The following is a 16,082-nucleotide window of genomic DNA, read 5'->3' as shown; positions in this document are numbered from 1 at the left end:
TATTTATTCAACAATAAGTTTCTTATTAAGCACATCAGTCCCATCCGACAGGGAAACCAGGTATATACCAGGCGAAAACTTGCTTATATCGATGAAACGATCAGCATTTTCCATGGTTTGCCTGAAGACTTGCCTTCCGGTCAGATCGGAAATAAAGAGGGTAAATGATTTATCAGACGGGCGTGAGAAGAAAATACGGAGATAATCCTTCGCAGGATTCGGCCCCAGGGTGAAGTGTAACGGGCTTTCCGTTTCTTCCAACCCTAATGAAAGGCTGTTGAGCTTGTGAAGGATCCATTGTCTGGGATCCAATACAATATTATCAATAGTCTTTGAGATCGGAATAGTGTAGGAATTAAGGTTAGCATCCTGGTAAAGTAAAAGAGTTGAATCTGTTCCGTCAGTAAAATTCAGGTGATAGGGAACAAGCATCTTAAACAATGGCGTTATGCTGGTGGAAGTGGTTTGGGTGGAAATAATATCCAGTTTGTTTCCACCCTGGTGCCAAACGATATCATAAACCGGGTAACCTTCTCCATAGTACCATTGATTGAAGAAATCCGTAAAATTTTTACCCGAAACGGATTCTAACCAGTCCCTGAAATTGTCTCCGGTTGCCACGGAATCTCCATATTCTTCGACATAAGTCTTAAGAACATTAAAAAACATATCATCGTCCTGAAGTTCAAATCGTATCATATGCAACAGTAAGGCACCCTTGCTGTAGGATAACCGTCCGTCGAATATACGCCAGATATCACCGAGTTCTTCAGGCGGAACATAAACACTTCCTCCGGGTTGTACCTTAACCTGGTCGTGGTGGATCTTTAACCACAGGGAATCATAATATGGGGTGCTTAAAAACGAATGGGCCAGGTAATCGGTATAGGTGGCAAATCCTTCGTTGATCCAGATATCACTCCAGGTGGCACAGGTTACTTTATCCCCAAACCACATGTGTCCAAGCTCATGAGCGACTATGCCAAAACTAAAGCCGCCAATAGTCGTCATTGTCTGGTGTTCCATACCGCCGCCGAACTTGGTCAGGCAATGCCCGTATTTTTCATCAATAAAAGGATAAAGCCCGAACAAATCGGAAAATAATTCGATGAAAGCAGCCGTCTGGTCAATTGCACCCTTGTTGTCAGGCAGGCAGTTGGGATGATCGTAGATATAATTCTGTATGAGCACGGAATCCGAAGTACCTTCCGGGAAAGCATACAGGCTGTAATCCTGGTAATCTGCCACAGCAAATGAAATCAGGTAATAATCGATCGGGTAATAGCTTTTCCATTCATAGCGGACTTTCCCGTTGGGCATGGTCGTTATTCCCGTCAGCAAGCCCTCCGATCCGGCCTTGTTTTCGGGGCTTGTCGTCAGGAAAACCCATACGGAATCAGCTTTATCCCGGAGATCCTGCTTGGTCGGCCACCAGTCTTTTGCCGCGTATGGCTCAGCCAGGGTCCAGGTCACATTTTTCTGGTATTGGGTGGAATAGTCGGTCGAAACACCGGAAAAAAATCCCCCGGTAGATGGAGTCCCCTGGTAATATACCTTCACAGAAAATATTGTCCCCTGCGGAATTGGTGACGACAATGGCACTATCGCCAGGTCATTGGTATGCTGGAATGTCCGCTGTATTCCGTCGACAAAAACCGAATCGATAGTCATCGCGGAGATCAGTTCAAAAGCAAACGTGTCAAGCGCTGCAATGGTCGGTTTTGCTTTGATAGTCACATTGCCGCTCACGGCAACCGTGTTGTTTTCAACGTTCAGGTCCAGGAAATAAAAGGTTACATCATATTTTTCAAGCAAAGCATTGCTGATCAGTGGTGCAGCGTAATATTTAAGCTGGTTTTCACAGGATTTGATATAATGACAATAATCTTCATCAAATGCTTCCGGAACGTTGTATTGCCCTTTGGTCAGCATGAAAGAAAAGATCAGCGCAACAGAAAGCAGGAGTTTTTTCATGATGTAAAATAATTTCCAATGCCGGGAAGACGGCGGAAAACAATCACTAACTTTGTAAAGGAGAACAAAGATAATAATTATTTGTTCTATTTCGTTACAAGAGGTGACTCCCTGGGCTTTTGAAAAAGCATGACAACAGATAATTACTCGATACTGATCGGCAAGCTTGACGAGTTCATCCGGAAATATTATAAAAACCGGTTGGTCAGGGGTGGTATTTTTTTCATTGCTTTGCTGACAATTTTCTTCCTGGTCATCATACTTTCTGAATACTTCGGACGCTTTAACACGGTTACCAGGACAGTAATCTTCTATTCTTATATTAGCCTCAACGTATTGATATTGTGGCAATTGATCCTGATCCCGGCCTTTAACCTTTTGAAGCTGGGGAAAATTATCAGCCATGAAGAGGCAGCGGGAATTATCGGAACTCACTTTCCCGAGATCAACGACAAACTGCTGAACACACTGCAACTGAAAATGCTTCAGGATCAGAATCCGGAAATTTCCGGCGACCTGATCCGTGCCAGCATCGACCAGAAAATCAATAAATTGCGCCCGGTGCCATTTGTCCTCGCCATCGATATAAAGCAGAACCTAAGGTATCTTCGCTATGCACTTCCTCCGGTTATTATTATCATCCTGATCCTTATAATTTCCCCGCGGGTTATTACTGAACCTTCTGAAAGGATTGTGAAATATCAGACAGTATATATACCTCCGGCCCCTTTCACGATTACCGTGCTGAATGAAAAACTGGAAACCTTTCAGCAGGAAGACTTTTTATTCGAAATAAAAGTTGAAGGCACTGAATTGCCCGCAGACCTCTTTCTTGAAATGAACGGTATTCAATACAGGATGGAAAAGAAAAGCCCGGTGATGTTTCAGTATAAATTCAGGAATGTTCAGGAAACAAAGCGGTTTTACGTGTTAAACGACCTTTTTAAATCCGGCCAGTTTGAACTTTTGGTGTTCCCCAAACCCATCGTTCTCAGTTTTGAAGTAGCACTGGATTATCCCTCCTATACCGGAAAAGTTGATGAAACGATTGAAAATACTGGTGACATGATTGTGCCGCTGGGAACAATGATCAGATGGAAATTCTTTACCAGGGATACACGGAACATTTTCTTTCGATGGGGAGAAGAATATCAAAAACTTGATAATGAGTCCACTAACACTTTTATATTTACCGGCCGTGCTTTAAAAAGTAATATTTATGCAGTTGTTTCGGCTAATGAATTTCTTCGGAATTCTGACTCGCTGACTTATACAGTAAGTATCATACCGGATAATTACCCGACGATAAACATTGACCAGGTCAGGGACTCTATCTTTGACAAGAAGATTTATTTCACAGGATTGATTAAGGATGATTATGGGTTCAGCAGGTTGACCTTCAACTACCAGTTTGATCAGGAAGGTAAAACAGGCGCTGAACCGGAAAATGAATTCATCGTTGAACTGCCGGTGAGTAAGCTAAGCAACCAGCAGCAGTTTTTTCATTTTTTCGATCTTGATTCCATTAATATTGAACCGGGTACACAAATCGTATATCATTTTGAAATATGGGATAATGATGGTATCAACGGGAGTAAGGTCACTCGTTCCCAGCCGATGATTTTCAGGGCACCCACTATGGACGAGATCGATAAAAAAACGGAAGAGGATAGCCAGAAAATCACGGAAGATCTGGAAAGTAGCATACAGGAAGCCAAAGACCTGCAGAAAAAGGCGGAAGAACTTAGCCGTAAACTGATTGATAAGGAAAACATCGGATGGCAGGAGAAACAGCAGATCCAGGACTTATTGGATGAGCAAAAACAACTGCAGGAAAAAGTGGAAAAGATCCAGAAAGAAAACCAGGTAAAATCCATTCAGGAGCAGCAATATAAGCAAACTGATGAAGAATTGATCCGAAAACAGCAAAGACTTGAGGAATTATTTGACGAGGTCATGACTGATGAAATGAAGAAGATGTTCGAGGAATTGCAAAAACTGATGGAAAATGTCGATAAAGACAAGGTTAATGAAATGCTGGAGAAATTAAAAACTGATAATAAAGATCTTGAAAAGCAATTGGACAGAAACCTTGAATTGTTTAAACAACTTGAATTCGAAAAGAAACTTCAGGAATCCATCGACAAACTGAAAGATCTGGCCAAAAAGCAAGAGGAACAGGGAGCCAAAAGTGAACAGAAGAATGCTGATGCGGAGCAATTAAAAAAGGAGCAGGATAAGCTGAACGAAGAATTTAATCAACTCCGTGAAGACCTGAATGTGCTCGAGAAAAAAAACAAGGAGTTGCAGGAACCGAATCCGCTTGAAAATACCGATCAGGCTGAAGAGGAGATCCATCAACAAATGCAGGAAGGATCGGAAATGCTCAAAATGGGAAAGCCATCAAAAGCCTCCCCTGCCCAGCGGAGTGCCTCGCAAAGCATGAAATCAATGGCCGACCAGATGGAGCAAATGCAAAGCGATATGTATTCAGAAGAATTGGGGGAGAGCATAGAAGCTTTGCGTGAAATCCTGGAAAACCTGATCCAATTGTCGTTCGACCAGGAAGAACTGATAGGCAGGACTTCCGAAATATCTACCATGGACCCCCAGTTCCCGTCTGTCATTGAAGCCCAGAACAGGATAAAGGATGACCTGGTGATGGTTGAAGATTCATTATGGGCCCTGAGCAAGAGGCAGCAAATGATTGAGCCCTTTGTTACAAGGGAGATACAGGATATAAACCTCCATGTCGGAAAGGCCTTGGGAGAATTGACGGAAAGAAGAAAAGGTCCTGCCGGGGAAAACCAGCAATTTGTTATGACTTCTGTTAACAATCTGGCACTTCTTTTATCTGAAGCTTTGGAACAGATGATGAAAGCCATGCAGATGCAATGTTCAGGGCAGTGCAAAAAGGGCAGCCCTAAGCCGGGAAAGGGTTCTTCATCGATGAAAAGCATGCGGGAGATGCAACAGAAACTAAACCAGCAGATCCAGCAAATGAAGCAAAATGGCAATAACCCGTCTAAATCGAATGAAAGCCGTAATTCAGCGGATAGTGAAGGTTTCGCGCGGATGGCAGCTCAGCAGGAAGCTATCAGAAGAATGATGGAGCAATACCAGGGCCAGATGAAAGAACAGGGAATGGGCAACAGCAAAGAAATGCAGGAAATGATGGAACAAATGGAAAAAACCGAAACAGAACTTGTAAATAAAATCATAACGCAGCAAACCATAGATCGGTTAAAAGATATAGAAACCCGTTTATTAAAGCATGAAAAAGCGGAACTGATCCGCGAGCAGGAAGAGAAAAGGGAATCAAAGGAAGGGAAAGATATTAACAATAGAAACCCTGAGGATTTTAAAGAGTATAACAAATTACAGGAAAATGAAATTGAATTGCTAAGAACAATGCCGCCCAATCTGCGGCCATTTTATAAGCAAAAAGTTAATCAATACTTCTATTATTTTGAGTTACGTTAATAGATGAAAAAGCATAAAGAGATTAAAATTGAATCATCTCTTGATGAAATGTTCCAGGTAGAACAGTTTGTTGAAGAGATCAGTGAAGAATTCCTTTTATATGGCAATTATTTCGGGAACATTCTTATGGGTGTTTCGGAAGCTGTTAAAAATGCGATTTTTCATGGAAACGGGCAAGACAGGAAGAAGTTTGTCCGTATTATGCTGGAAAATACCAAGGATGGCCTTTGGATAAAAGTTTTTGACGAGGGTGAAGGGTTTGACTATAAGGCATATGCGAATAGAGGGAATTCCGGAGTCGAGTTCGGTTCAGATAAAAATGGCCTGCATTTGATCCAGGCTTTAGCCGACGAAGTGAAGTTCAAGGATAAGGGCCGTCTCATTGAAATGCTTTTCCGGATTTATGGAATTGATGAGAATATTTTTGAGAGAAGAGTGGTCTTTATGCAGGACTTTTTCCGTGTATATCAGCGGTTGAACAGTTGAACCCTTACTAGTAAATGGCCGGGGAACCAAAAATATTTTTTTTTCTTGAAGAGGTAAGCTATACCTTGAAGCAAAAGCGTAAGATCCGGTCCTGGATAATTAAATCTGCTGATAATGAGGATTATAACGTAGGAACGCTGAATTATATATTGACAAATGATGATATTTTAGTTCAGCTTAATAAGGAATACCTCAGGCATTTTACGTTGACTGATATCATAACTTTTGACCTATCTGAGAGCGCCGGATTATTAACCGGTGATATTTATATCAGTGTTGACCGGGCCAGAGAGAATGCAAAGAAATTCAGGGATTCATTGAATAATGAGATTAAAAGATTAATGATCCACGGGGTGCTGCATTTGATGGGTTACAAAGATAAGACACGATCCGAGAGGGAGCAGATGAGGGCCAAAGAAGAATATTACCTATCTTTGACGATGTGGTCATGAAATGTTCCACGTGGAACGGAAACTGATTTTTCCATTAATTAGGATTGATGTTTAAAGAATACGATATCATCGTCGTAGGTGCTGGTCATGCCGGATGCGAAGCCGCTGCCGCAGCAGCCAACCTGGGATCTTCTGTTTTATTGGTTACCATGAACATGACTAACATGGCCCAAATGTCATGCAATCCAGCCATGGGTGGAATTGCTAAAGGCCAGATCGTTAGGGAAATTGATGCTTTGGGGGGATATTCCGGCATCGTTACCGACCGGACTATGATCCAGTTCCGGATGCTGAACAAATCAAAGGGCCCTGCCATGTGGAGCCCAAGAGCACAGAGTGATCGTATGTTTTTTTCATCGGAATGGCGGAAAATGCTTGAAAATACGCCTAATCTCGATTTCTGGCAGGATATGGTCACTGGAGTCATCGTGAGAAATGGAAGTGTAAAAGGAGTTATGACTTCAATGGGTCATGAAATACCAGGAAAATCTGTAGTATTAACGAATGGGACTTTTCTGAACGGGGTTATTCATATCGGGTTAAAGCAATTTGGCGGAGGCAGGATCGGGGAGAAAGCTGCGAAAGGATTGACTGAGTGTCTCATTAAACTGGGATTTGAATCGGACCGGATGAAAACCGGAACTCCTGTGAGAGTTGATGGAAGATCGATTGATTTTAGCGAGCTGGAAGAACAAAAAGGGGACGAAAACCCGGGGAAATTCTCATTTACCGATACCCCTCCACTAAAGGCACAACGCAGTTGCTACATGGCTTATACCAGCCGGGAAGTGCATGATATTCTCAGGACCGGTTTTGACGAATCACCCATGTTCACGGGAAAAATCGAAGGGATCGGCCCGCGTTATTGTCCTTCGATTGAAGATAAAATTGACCGGTTTGCCGGAAAAGATAGCCACCAGCTTTTTGTGGAACCGGAAGGATGGCATACCGTCGAATATTACATCAATGGTTTTTCCTCTTCCTTACCTGATCATATTCAATTCAAAGCACTCAGAAAAATAAAAGGATTTGAAAATGCCCGTATCTTCAGACCCGGTTATGCCATCGAATATGATTATTTTCCACCGGTGCAGCTTAAATATACGCTGGAAACCAAATTAGTTCAAAACCTTTATTTTGCCGGACAGATAAATGGCACTACAGGCTACGAGGAAGCTGCCGCGCAGGGAATTATGGCAGGGATTAACGCCCATCTTAAAGTTAGAGGTGAGCAGGAGTTTATACTGAAAAGATCCGATGCGTATATCGGCGTCCTTATCGACGACCTGATCACCAAAGGTGTTGATGAACCTTACCGCATGTTCACTTCAAGGGCTGAATACCGGATTTTACTCCGTCAGAGCAATGCCGACCAACGGCTGACCCCAATGGCTCATAGGATCGGATTGGCATCAGATGAGCGGTTGAATAACGTGATAGAAAAAAGAGATAAAATTGAAGAAATTGTCTGCTATTTGAGAAAAATCAGCGCTGACCCTGACATGATCAATGGCTTTCTGCAAGCTTCGCAAACACCAACCATTTCTCAAAAGATGAAAATCGCCGGCTTACTGTTACGTCCGCAAATTAGCCTGGCCGGTCTGGCTGAACACCTTCCGGCTCTGAGGAACCATTTGAATGCGATAAAGCCAAACCGGGAAGAAATTCTGGATGAAGCTGAAATTCTGATTAAATACGAGGGATATATTGAAAAAGAAGGGGAACTGGCCCAAAAACTTGAGCGGTTAGATTCGGTTACACTTAAAGAAGATTTTGATTACCATCGTCTGACAGCCCTCTCTTTAGAAGCCCGTGAAAAACTCAGCAGGATAAAGCCCAGGACCTTGGGACAAGCATCCCGGATTGCCGGAGTTTCACCCGCCGATATTTCCATTCTTATTGTCCATCTGGGCAGATAAGGGTTCCACGTGAAACGATTTTAGAAAAGAGCCCCTATTACTGGCACGATAATTATCTTAAACGAAAAATGCTTAATTTTAAGCCTTCTGGCAAACCCGGAAGCGCAGATGATTAAAAAGGGATGACTTCTAAAAAAAACGTGCCAGGAAACCTCTAATTAAGCCGTTTTTAAGTGCATGAAATCCAGTAAATGATAAAATTTATGGAGAAAGAACCGGAAATAAGAAGAAATATTTTTCGCCTGGCTTTCCTTTTTATAACATTCCTGGTCGCAGCGCTGGTTATTCAATACTTTTTTACACGAGAAAATGACCAGGTAATTAACAGGCAGATAAACTTTGAACAAGTTCTCCGGTTAAAAGAGCAAAGACTCCAGACGTTGCTTGAAGATGTACTGAAAGAGAAGGATGCTTTGCGTCCTTTTCAGTCCATTTACCGGGATCTCCCGGCTGATTTATGGCAGAAAGAGGGGCTGGCAATCTTTTTATACCGGAATGACTCACTGGTTTATTGGTCAGATAATAATGTCCCTGCCGGAAATATTTTTAATAAAGAATTAGTTTCAGGCCCGTTTATGCATTATGCCAATGGCTGGTTCAGGGTCATTATTAAGGAAAAGCAAAATCTTAAAGCCATCGGCCTGATCCTGATTAAAAATGATTTCCCTTATCAAAATGATTATTTGGTTAATGATTTTCAAAAAGATTTTAACCTTAAAGCTAATGTTGAACTCGATACTATTCCCGGATCTGTAAATATATCCGCGAATAGTGGGGATTTCCTGTTTTCTCTTAATTATGAAAATATACACAACAACTCATTAAAAACCAACCTGATTGTTTTTACCTTTCTGCTTGTATCTTTCATTTCCCTGATTCTCCTGCTATTTTACCTTTATAATCTGTTTGATTTTTTCCGGAGAAATCCCTTATTTCTTCTCCTTGCATTCAGTTTTGATGCCATCTTTATACGGTTCATGCTTCTTTATTTCGGAATACCGGGTTTTCTCTATCATACAGACCTTTTTAGCCCATATTATTACGCTACTTCTTTCATTTCACCTTCATTGGGCGACCTGGTCGTTAACAGCCTCCTATGGCTTACCCTTGCCTGGATTTTTTATGATAGATTCACTTTTTCATTATTAAAATATAGAAAAACTTTAAAAATTTTCCTCAGTTATGTTTTGATATTTATTTCAGGTGCGCTGTTTTATCTTCTTATTTCAACCATACGAAGGATGGTGATCGATTCTAACATTGAGCTAAATCTGAATAACATATTTAATATTGATATATATAGCGGATTGGGATTCCTAGCTATGACTTCCCTGATTATGGCATTCTTTTTAGTTACTGCCAGGCTTAGCTTATTGATTTGTCACAGTGGTATCAAAGCATGGACTTATTTCATCATTGCACTCCTGTCTTCTTTGCTTGTCATACCAATGTTTTCCGCAGAGTTAATTGCCGGTCCCGGTCTTATCTATCCGACTTTATTGCTCGCCTACCTGCTGTCTTTCCTTTATTTTTCAAATAAAACCGGAGAGTTTAGGAACATTTCAGGCGCCTTGATTTATATTGTTTTGTTTTCCCTTATCGCCACTTTTGTTCTCGATTTTTACCATGGAGTTAAAGAAAAAGAGAAAAGAAAGAGCCTCGCAGTTGAGCTTTCTTCCAAACGGGACCCCCTGATGGAATATGAATTTTCACGATTGAAAAGTCAAATGATAAACGATACGACTCTTATCGCTTTGCTGAATAAAAGGAACGTAAGTAAAGAAGTTGATAAACAAATAATTACGTACCTTGACAAAGAATATTTCAATAATTTCTGGAATAAATATGAATTATTGATCACGGTTTGCCAACAGGAAGAGGTATTGAATATCCAGCCACAGGGATACCTTTCGAACTGTTATGACTATTTCAAGGGCCTTGTTGAAGCCCCGGGAACGGAAATTATCAGTCCGGGGTTATTCTTCCTGAATAACAAAACGGAAAACAACAACTACATTGCGACAATCGATTTTCTGAACACAAAAGAGAAACCAAGGGATACTACAAAGATATTTGTCGAATTATTTTATAAGTATATTTCTGAAACCGGGCTGGGATATCCGGATTTGTTGATCGACAAGAACGTCAAGGTTATTTCAGGATTGTCCAATTACTCTTATGCCCGATATGTAGATGATAAACTCATTTATAAAAATGGGGATTTTTCCTATAATCTTGGATTTCAAGCTTATGAAAAACAGGATAAAGCATCTTATTTTATTGATAATGAGGGGTATAATCATTATGTTGTCAGGCAGGATGATGTAAACAAATTGATAATCAGTAAAAAGAACATGACTTTGCTCGATCTGGTTGCGCCCTTTTCTTATTTCTTTATCATTTTTAGCCTTTTTCTGCTGGTCTTTCTTTTGGGCTACATGGTTTCCGGAGGTTTTCGCCGGCTGGAATTCAATTTCAGCAATCAATTGCAAGTATCTATCATTGCTATTATTATCATTTCCTTTTTTGTTCTGGGAATGATCACCCGCTTCAACATTATTCATCTGTATAACAATAAAAACCGGGATAATCTTAGTGAAAAAACTTTCTCCGTGCTGACAGAACTGGAGCATAAACTTGGAAACATGCCCGCTCTTCCCGGAGATATGACGGGCTATATTACTGACCTGCTTAATAAATTTTCGCTGATATTTTATTCCGATATCAATCTCTTTGACACACAAGGAACTCTGATTGCATCCTCCAGGCCCCAAATATTTCAAGAGGAACTATTATCCGAAAAAATGCATACAGGTGCTTTTTATAAACTGGCGTATGAACAAAGCCTGTTATATATTCAAAATGAAAAAATCGGGCGGCAGGAATATTTATCTGCCTATATTCCGTTCCGGAATAATGAAGACCAGATCATTGCCTACGTGAATCTCCCTTATTTTGCAAAACAAACCGAACTACGGAAGGAAATCGCAGATTTTCTTGCTGCATACATTAATGTTTATGTCTTACTAATTGTTCTGGCAATTATGGTAACTATCCTGGTTTCAAGATTTATTACCCGGCCGCTTCAGCTGATAAGGGATAAGTTAAAGAATATCGGGTTGGGCAAATCAAATGAAAAGATTGAATGGACAAGGAAGGATGAAATCGGAAACCTGGTCGAAGAATATAACAGGATGATTGATGAGTTGGCCAGGAGTGCAGAAATGCTGGCCAGGTCGGAACGGGAAAGTGCCTGGCGGGAGATGGCAAAACAGGTTGCCCATGAGATAAAGAATCCCCTGACCCCGATGAAGCTCAGCGTTCAGCATCTGCAGAAAGCCTGGGATGAAAAAGCGCCTGACTGGGAAAAACGCCTGGCAATATTTACCCGCACCATCGTAGAGCAGATCGATTCATTATCGGAAATTGCTTCAGAGTTTTCCGATTTTGCCAAAATGCCGGCAGCAAATATCGAAAAGATAGAATTGACAGGCATTATTAAATCTGCAGCAGAATTATATCATCATCATAACAACATTCGGATTGTTATTGAACACCTGGACCAGGAATGTTTTGTCCTTGCCGACAAGCGGCAACTGTTAAGGGTCTTTAATAATTTAATTCAGAATGCCGTGCAGGCAATCGGGAAGAAAGGAGACGGACTTATCCGGATAAAGTTATCCGTGGAAGATGACGTTTATTTAATTGGGATATCGGATAATGGCGCAGGAATTACGGACGAGCAGGCTTCAAAGATCTTTTCACCGAGTTTTACTACCAAAAGCAGTGGGATGGGATTGGGACTTGCCATGGTAAAAAGCATATTGACCATTATAGGCGGTACAGTCTCATTTGAGTCAAAACCCGGGGAAGGTGCCACTTTCAGCATAAAAATCCCGGCATGTAAGGCATGAACAGCTGATCAGGCCATAAGCCGGATCAACTCCCGGTAATCTTCTGGACTGAGCGCATGATGGTTGCCCCCGGCCTTACATGAAAGAAGGGTTTGATAAATCTCCCCTCCCTTTTTTTTAATATCGATCCCGATATCAATCAATCTTACCGGAGATTTAATGGAGATGAAAAAGAATTCCAGGTGTTCAATGGCCTGATCAGTGGTAGCGGTTTGAAAGAGATTATTGCTTAATTCCGCGATCCGCCCGGAAATGCGGTCCTTATGCAGTCGCAGCCAGGCAGGATAAGCGATGGATAAAGAAGCACCATGGGCAACATCATATAAAACCGACAAAACATGCCCGATAGAATGTACCCCCCAGTCACCCGATTTCCTCCCGTAAAATGTGAGATTATTGAGTGCGTTGGTTGCAGCATACATGATCTTTTCACGCAAAGCATAATTCCCCGGATCGTTCAACAGTTGTGGGCCATATTCGATGGCTTCACGGATAATGGCATAGACAAAACGGTCGGAAAGGGATGCCTCCCCTTCTCCGAAATAAGCTTCCAGGCTATGGGCAATCAGGTCCGTAATTCCGTATGATGTATAATCAGCCGGGACCGAAATGGTATACGACGGATCCAGGAAGGATTCTTTCGGATAGGTCAGCGGGTCGCCATATCCCAGTTTTTCTCTGGTTTTATTATTCTGTACAACGGCGAAGCGGTTCATTTCCGTGCCGGTTGCCGCCAGGGTCAACACGGCGATCAGTGGGACTGCTGTTTTTGGTTTTGCCTTGCCTTTGATAAATTCCCATCCGGAATGGTCAACAGGAATAGTGATGCTGATAATTTTTGCCGAATCGATCACGCTCCCCCCTCCTACTGCCAGGATTATATCCACATGTTTCTTCCGTCCCAGGTCCGCTGCGGCATTCACATCTTCAATAACCGGATTTGGCCGGATGCCAGGATATTCAAAAACCTCCGTCCCCGCTTTCCTGAGCTGGTCAATAACCTGGTCATAAATACCGTTTCTTTTTATCGATCCTCCGCCATACACCAGCAGAACTTTTTTACCATAATGAGAAACCGATTTCCCAAGATTTTCCACTACGTTTTTCCCGAAGTGCAGTTTTACCGGGTTATACAAAATGAAGTTTTCCATGAAATAAACTGTTAAATTGTCAAATTGCTAAATTGTTAAAAGGTTCACAACATAGAACACCCGAATTCAAAATTTAAAACTTAAAATTCAAAATTAAATAGTCCCTAACTCAACCCTTAAACCTTTACACTCAACACTTTTTATGTAATCACTCCGCTCCCCAGACATATCCTGTTATCGGTGGTGTAAACTACACCGAACTGTCCGGGGGCAACGCCGGCAATGCTATTAACGCTGTCAATCCGATAATTCCCCTCTCCTTCCCGGACCATCAAGCCTTCATTAAACTCAGGCTGGTGGCGGATCTTGAAATGCACCGGCTGGGCGACAGAATAATCCCGGTCGGGTTTTTCATTGATAAAGAGAAAATCGGCGAGCAAAATCACCTCCTGATGTTGTGCAACCGGATTATATCCGTTTGAAACGTAAACGATATTACCGGGAATGTCCTTTTTAACGACGAACCACGGACCCTGGCTGAGGCCCAGGCCTTTTCGCTGGCCGATAGTATGAAACCAGAAGCCTTTGTGTTTGCCAAGGATTTTCCCGGTTTCCAGTTCGATAATGTCCCCCTCCTTTTCACCGGCATATCGTTTGATGAACTCATTGTAGTTGATCTTTCCGAGAAAGCAGATACCCTGGCTGTCGGGCCGTTCAGCGCTGGGGAGCTTCAGGTTGCGGGCCATCTTCCTGACGTCTTTCTTTTCCAGGTCTGCCAGGGGAAACATGGCTTTCGAGAGTTGATGGTATGTAATCCTGCCTAGAAAGTATGTCTGGTCTTTTTTCTGGTCGATAGCGGTTCCAAGGTAAGCTTTTCCCCCTTCATCAATCCTCCGGGCATAGTGGCCGGTTGCAATCCTGTCGAAGTCTTTTCCGAATTTGTCTTCAAAGCTTCCGAATTTGATAAACAGGTTGCACATCACATCTGGGTTTGGGGTAAAGCCATGACGGATGGAATCGATTGTGTAATTCACTACCCGGTTCCAGTATTCTTCGTGCAGGTTAGCAATTTCAAAGCGGCAGCCGTATTTTTTGGCGATGAAAGTTGTGATCTCGATATCCTCTTCCGACGGGCAGTCCATGAAGCCAGGTTCGTTGTCCATCCCGATCTGGATGTAAAAAATGACCGGATCATACCCTTGATCTTTCAATAAGGGAACAATGACGGAACTGTCGACTCCACCTGAAACAAGGGCAGCGATTTGCATGGGGCAAAGGTAAAGAAAGAAAGAAAGAAAGATATTAGATATTCGATATTCGAAATATTCTTTGGCCTTACTTCGAATATCGAATCTCGAGGATCGCTCTATCGGGATCTTAAAATAATCCCGAACTTAAACCTCAACACTTAAACCTTAACACTCTTTAGATAAGTCCCAGTTTATGCTTCTCACCAATAACCTTCAGCATATCAACCGTCATGTTGTCGAGCTTCCATTTCGGGTTCCAGCCCCATTCGGCGCGGGCGGCGCTATCGTCCATGCTGTTCGGCCATGAGTCGGCGATGCCTTTTTTCATCAGGTCGACATCATAGGTCATAACAAAGTCGGGGATATGTTTTTTGATCTCCTTATAGATGATCTCCGGGTCGAAGCTCATGGCGGAGACGTTGAAAGCATTGCGGTGCTTGAGTTTTGACGGATCGGCTTCCATCACGTCGATGGCTGCGTCGAGTGCGTCAGGCATATACATCATATCGAGGAAAGTGCCGGCGGGCAGGGGACAGGTGAATTTTTTCTCCTTGATGGCCGCATAGTATATCTCCACTGCATAGTCAGTAGTACCGCCGCCGGGCAGAGTTACATTTGAAATGATGCCAGGGTATCGCAAGCCGCGGGTATCCACGCCGAACTTTTTGTAATAATAATCACTGAGCAGTTCGCCTGTTACTTTGGTCACGCCGTACATGGTGGTGGGTCGCTGGATGGTATCCTGGGGTGTGTTATCGAGCGGGGTAGTGGGTCCGAAAGCGCCGATAGAGCTGGGGAAGAAAACGGCGCACTTATTTTCACGGGCCACTTCAAGACAATTGAACACGCCGCCTACTCCAACGTTCCATGCCATAGTCGGATTTCCTTCGGCTACGGCGGAGAGCAGGGCAGCCAGGTTATAGATCGCATCGATTTTATATTTCTTAACTATTTCAGCCAGTCTTTCCGGTTCGGTGGCATCCACCCTTTCCAGCGGTCCGGATTCTGCTAATTCTTTACCGGGTTCGGTTTTGCGGTAGCCGGCCACAACATTCGATGAACCGTAAACTTCCCTTAAGCGCATGGTCAGCTCGGATCCGATCTGACCTACAGCACCAATGACGAGTATCTTTTTCATGTTCAACTAGTTTTTTGTGAAATAATTAACAATTTGCGGCAAAAGTAAAAAACTTATTTATAATCACGTTCTTCCGGTAAAAACAATTACGAAGGATCTGAATTGATCAGTCATTTATAAAACATAAAAAATGATCATCTTTAAGTACATTTTATTCGTTAAATTTGGGGGAATAAACATAATGAGTTTATTATACTCATGAAGTCGATAAATGCAATGGGTTTATACTGACGTTTCAACATGTAAAAAATGAAACATACATTATTCATATTTTTAGTATGTATTGCCCAACATTGGCTAAAAGCAAACGGGCGGAAAGTCCTAAATTGAAAGTGATTACCTTTAATAAACTTTGGTCTCGGTAGACAGTAACAT

The 16,082-nt window shown here is 42.3% G+C and carries 9 protein-coding genes; 5 read left to right on the top strand and 4 right to left on the bottom strand.

What is annotated here, in order from left to right:
- Positions 1 to 3: 3 nt before the first annotated feature.
- Positions 4 to 1,974 carry a T9SS type A sorting domain-containing protein gene (locus tag M0Q51_05450; GenBank protein ID MCK9399425.1) on the bottom strand — a complete coding sequence of 657 codons (1,971 nt, stop codon included), beginning with the start codon at positions 1,972 to 1,974 and terminating at the stop codon, positions 4 to 6.
- Positions 1,975 to 2,103: 129 nt separating this feature from the next.
- On the opposite strand from M0Q51_05450, the gene M0Q51_05445 reads away from it, so the two are divergent.
- The 5 genes from M0Q51_05445 to M0Q51_05425 all read left to right on the top strand — a co-directional run bounded on the left by M0Q51_05445 (position 2,104) and on the right by M0Q51_05425 (position 12,228).
- Positions 2,104 to 5,457 (top strand): hypothetical protein, encoded by a 3,354-nt coding sequence (locus M0Q51_05445; GenBank protein ID MCK9399424.1) that lies wholly within the window; start codon positions 2,104 to 2,106, stop codon positions 5,455 to 5,457.
- Between the two features lie 3 nt (positions 5,458 to 5,460).
- The gene (locus M0Q51_05440; GenBank protein MCK9399423.1) at positions 5,461 to 5,943 is read left to right on the top strand and encodes an ATP-binding protein; all 483 of its coding nucleotides are present in this window, start codon (positions 5,461 to 5,463) and stop codon (positions 5,941 to 5,943) included.
- A gap of 14 nt (positions 5,944 to 5,957) precedes the next feature.
- Positions 5,958 to 6,395, top strand: a complete 438-nt coding sequence (ybeY, locus tag M0Q51_05435) for an rRNA maturation RNase YbeY (protein ID MCK9399422.1) — start codon at positions 5,958 to 5,960, stop codon at positions 6,393 to 6,395.
- Positions 6,396 to 6,442: 47 nt separating this feature from the next.
- Entirely contained in the window at positions 6,443 to 8,314 is a 1,872-nt protein-coding gene (gene mnmG, locus M0Q51_05430) for a tRNA uridine-5-carboxymethylaminomethyl(34) synthesis enzyme MnmG (protein MCK9399421.1), read from the top strand.
- Positions 8,315 to 8,517: 203 nt separating this feature from the next.
- The gene (locus M0Q51_05425; GenBank protein ID MCK9399420.1) at positions 8,518 to 12,228 is read left to right on the top strand and encodes an ATP-binding protein; all 3,711 of its coding nucleotides are present in this window, start codon (positions 8,518 to 8,520) and stop codon (positions 12,226 to 12,228) included.
- 8 nt (positions 12,229 to 12,236) lie between these two features.
- On the opposite strand, the gene M0Q51_05420 is transcribed toward M0Q51_05425, so the two are convergent.
- The 3 genes from M0Q51_05420 to M0Q51_05410 all read right to left on the bottom strand — a co-directional run bounded on the left by M0Q51_05420 (position 12,237) and on the right by M0Q51_05410 (position 15,707).
- Positions 12,237 to 13,379, bottom strand: a complete 1,143-nt coding sequence (locus M0Q51_05420; protein MCK9399419.1) for an iron-containing alcohol dehydrogenase — start codon at positions 13,377 to 13,379, stop codon at positions 12,237 to 12,239.
- A 140-nt stretch (positions 13,380 to 13,519) separates the two neighbouring features.
- Positions 13,520 to 14,587, bottom strand: a complete 1,068-nt coding sequence (gene mnmA / locus M0Q51_05415) for a tRNA 2-thiouridine(34) synthase MnmA (protein ID MCK9399418.1) — start codon at positions 14,585 to 14,587, stop codon at positions 13,520 to 13,522.
- Positions 14,588 to 14,744: 157 nt separating this feature from the next.
- Positions 14,745 to 15,707 (bottom strand): NAD-dependent epimerase/dehydratase family protein, encoded by a 963-nt coding sequence (locus M0Q51_05410; GenBank protein ID MCK9399417.1) that lies wholly within the window; start codon positions 15,705 to 15,707, stop codon positions 14,745 to 14,747.
- Positions 15,708 to 16,082 lie beyond the last annotated feature (375 nt).

Source organism: Bacteroidales bacterium, from assembly GCA_023229505.1.
Taxonomy (GTDB): Bacteria; Bacteroidota; Bacteroidia; order Bacteroidales; family JAGOPY01; genus JAGOPY01.
This window is presented reverse-complemented; position numbering and strand designations above follow the sequence as displayed.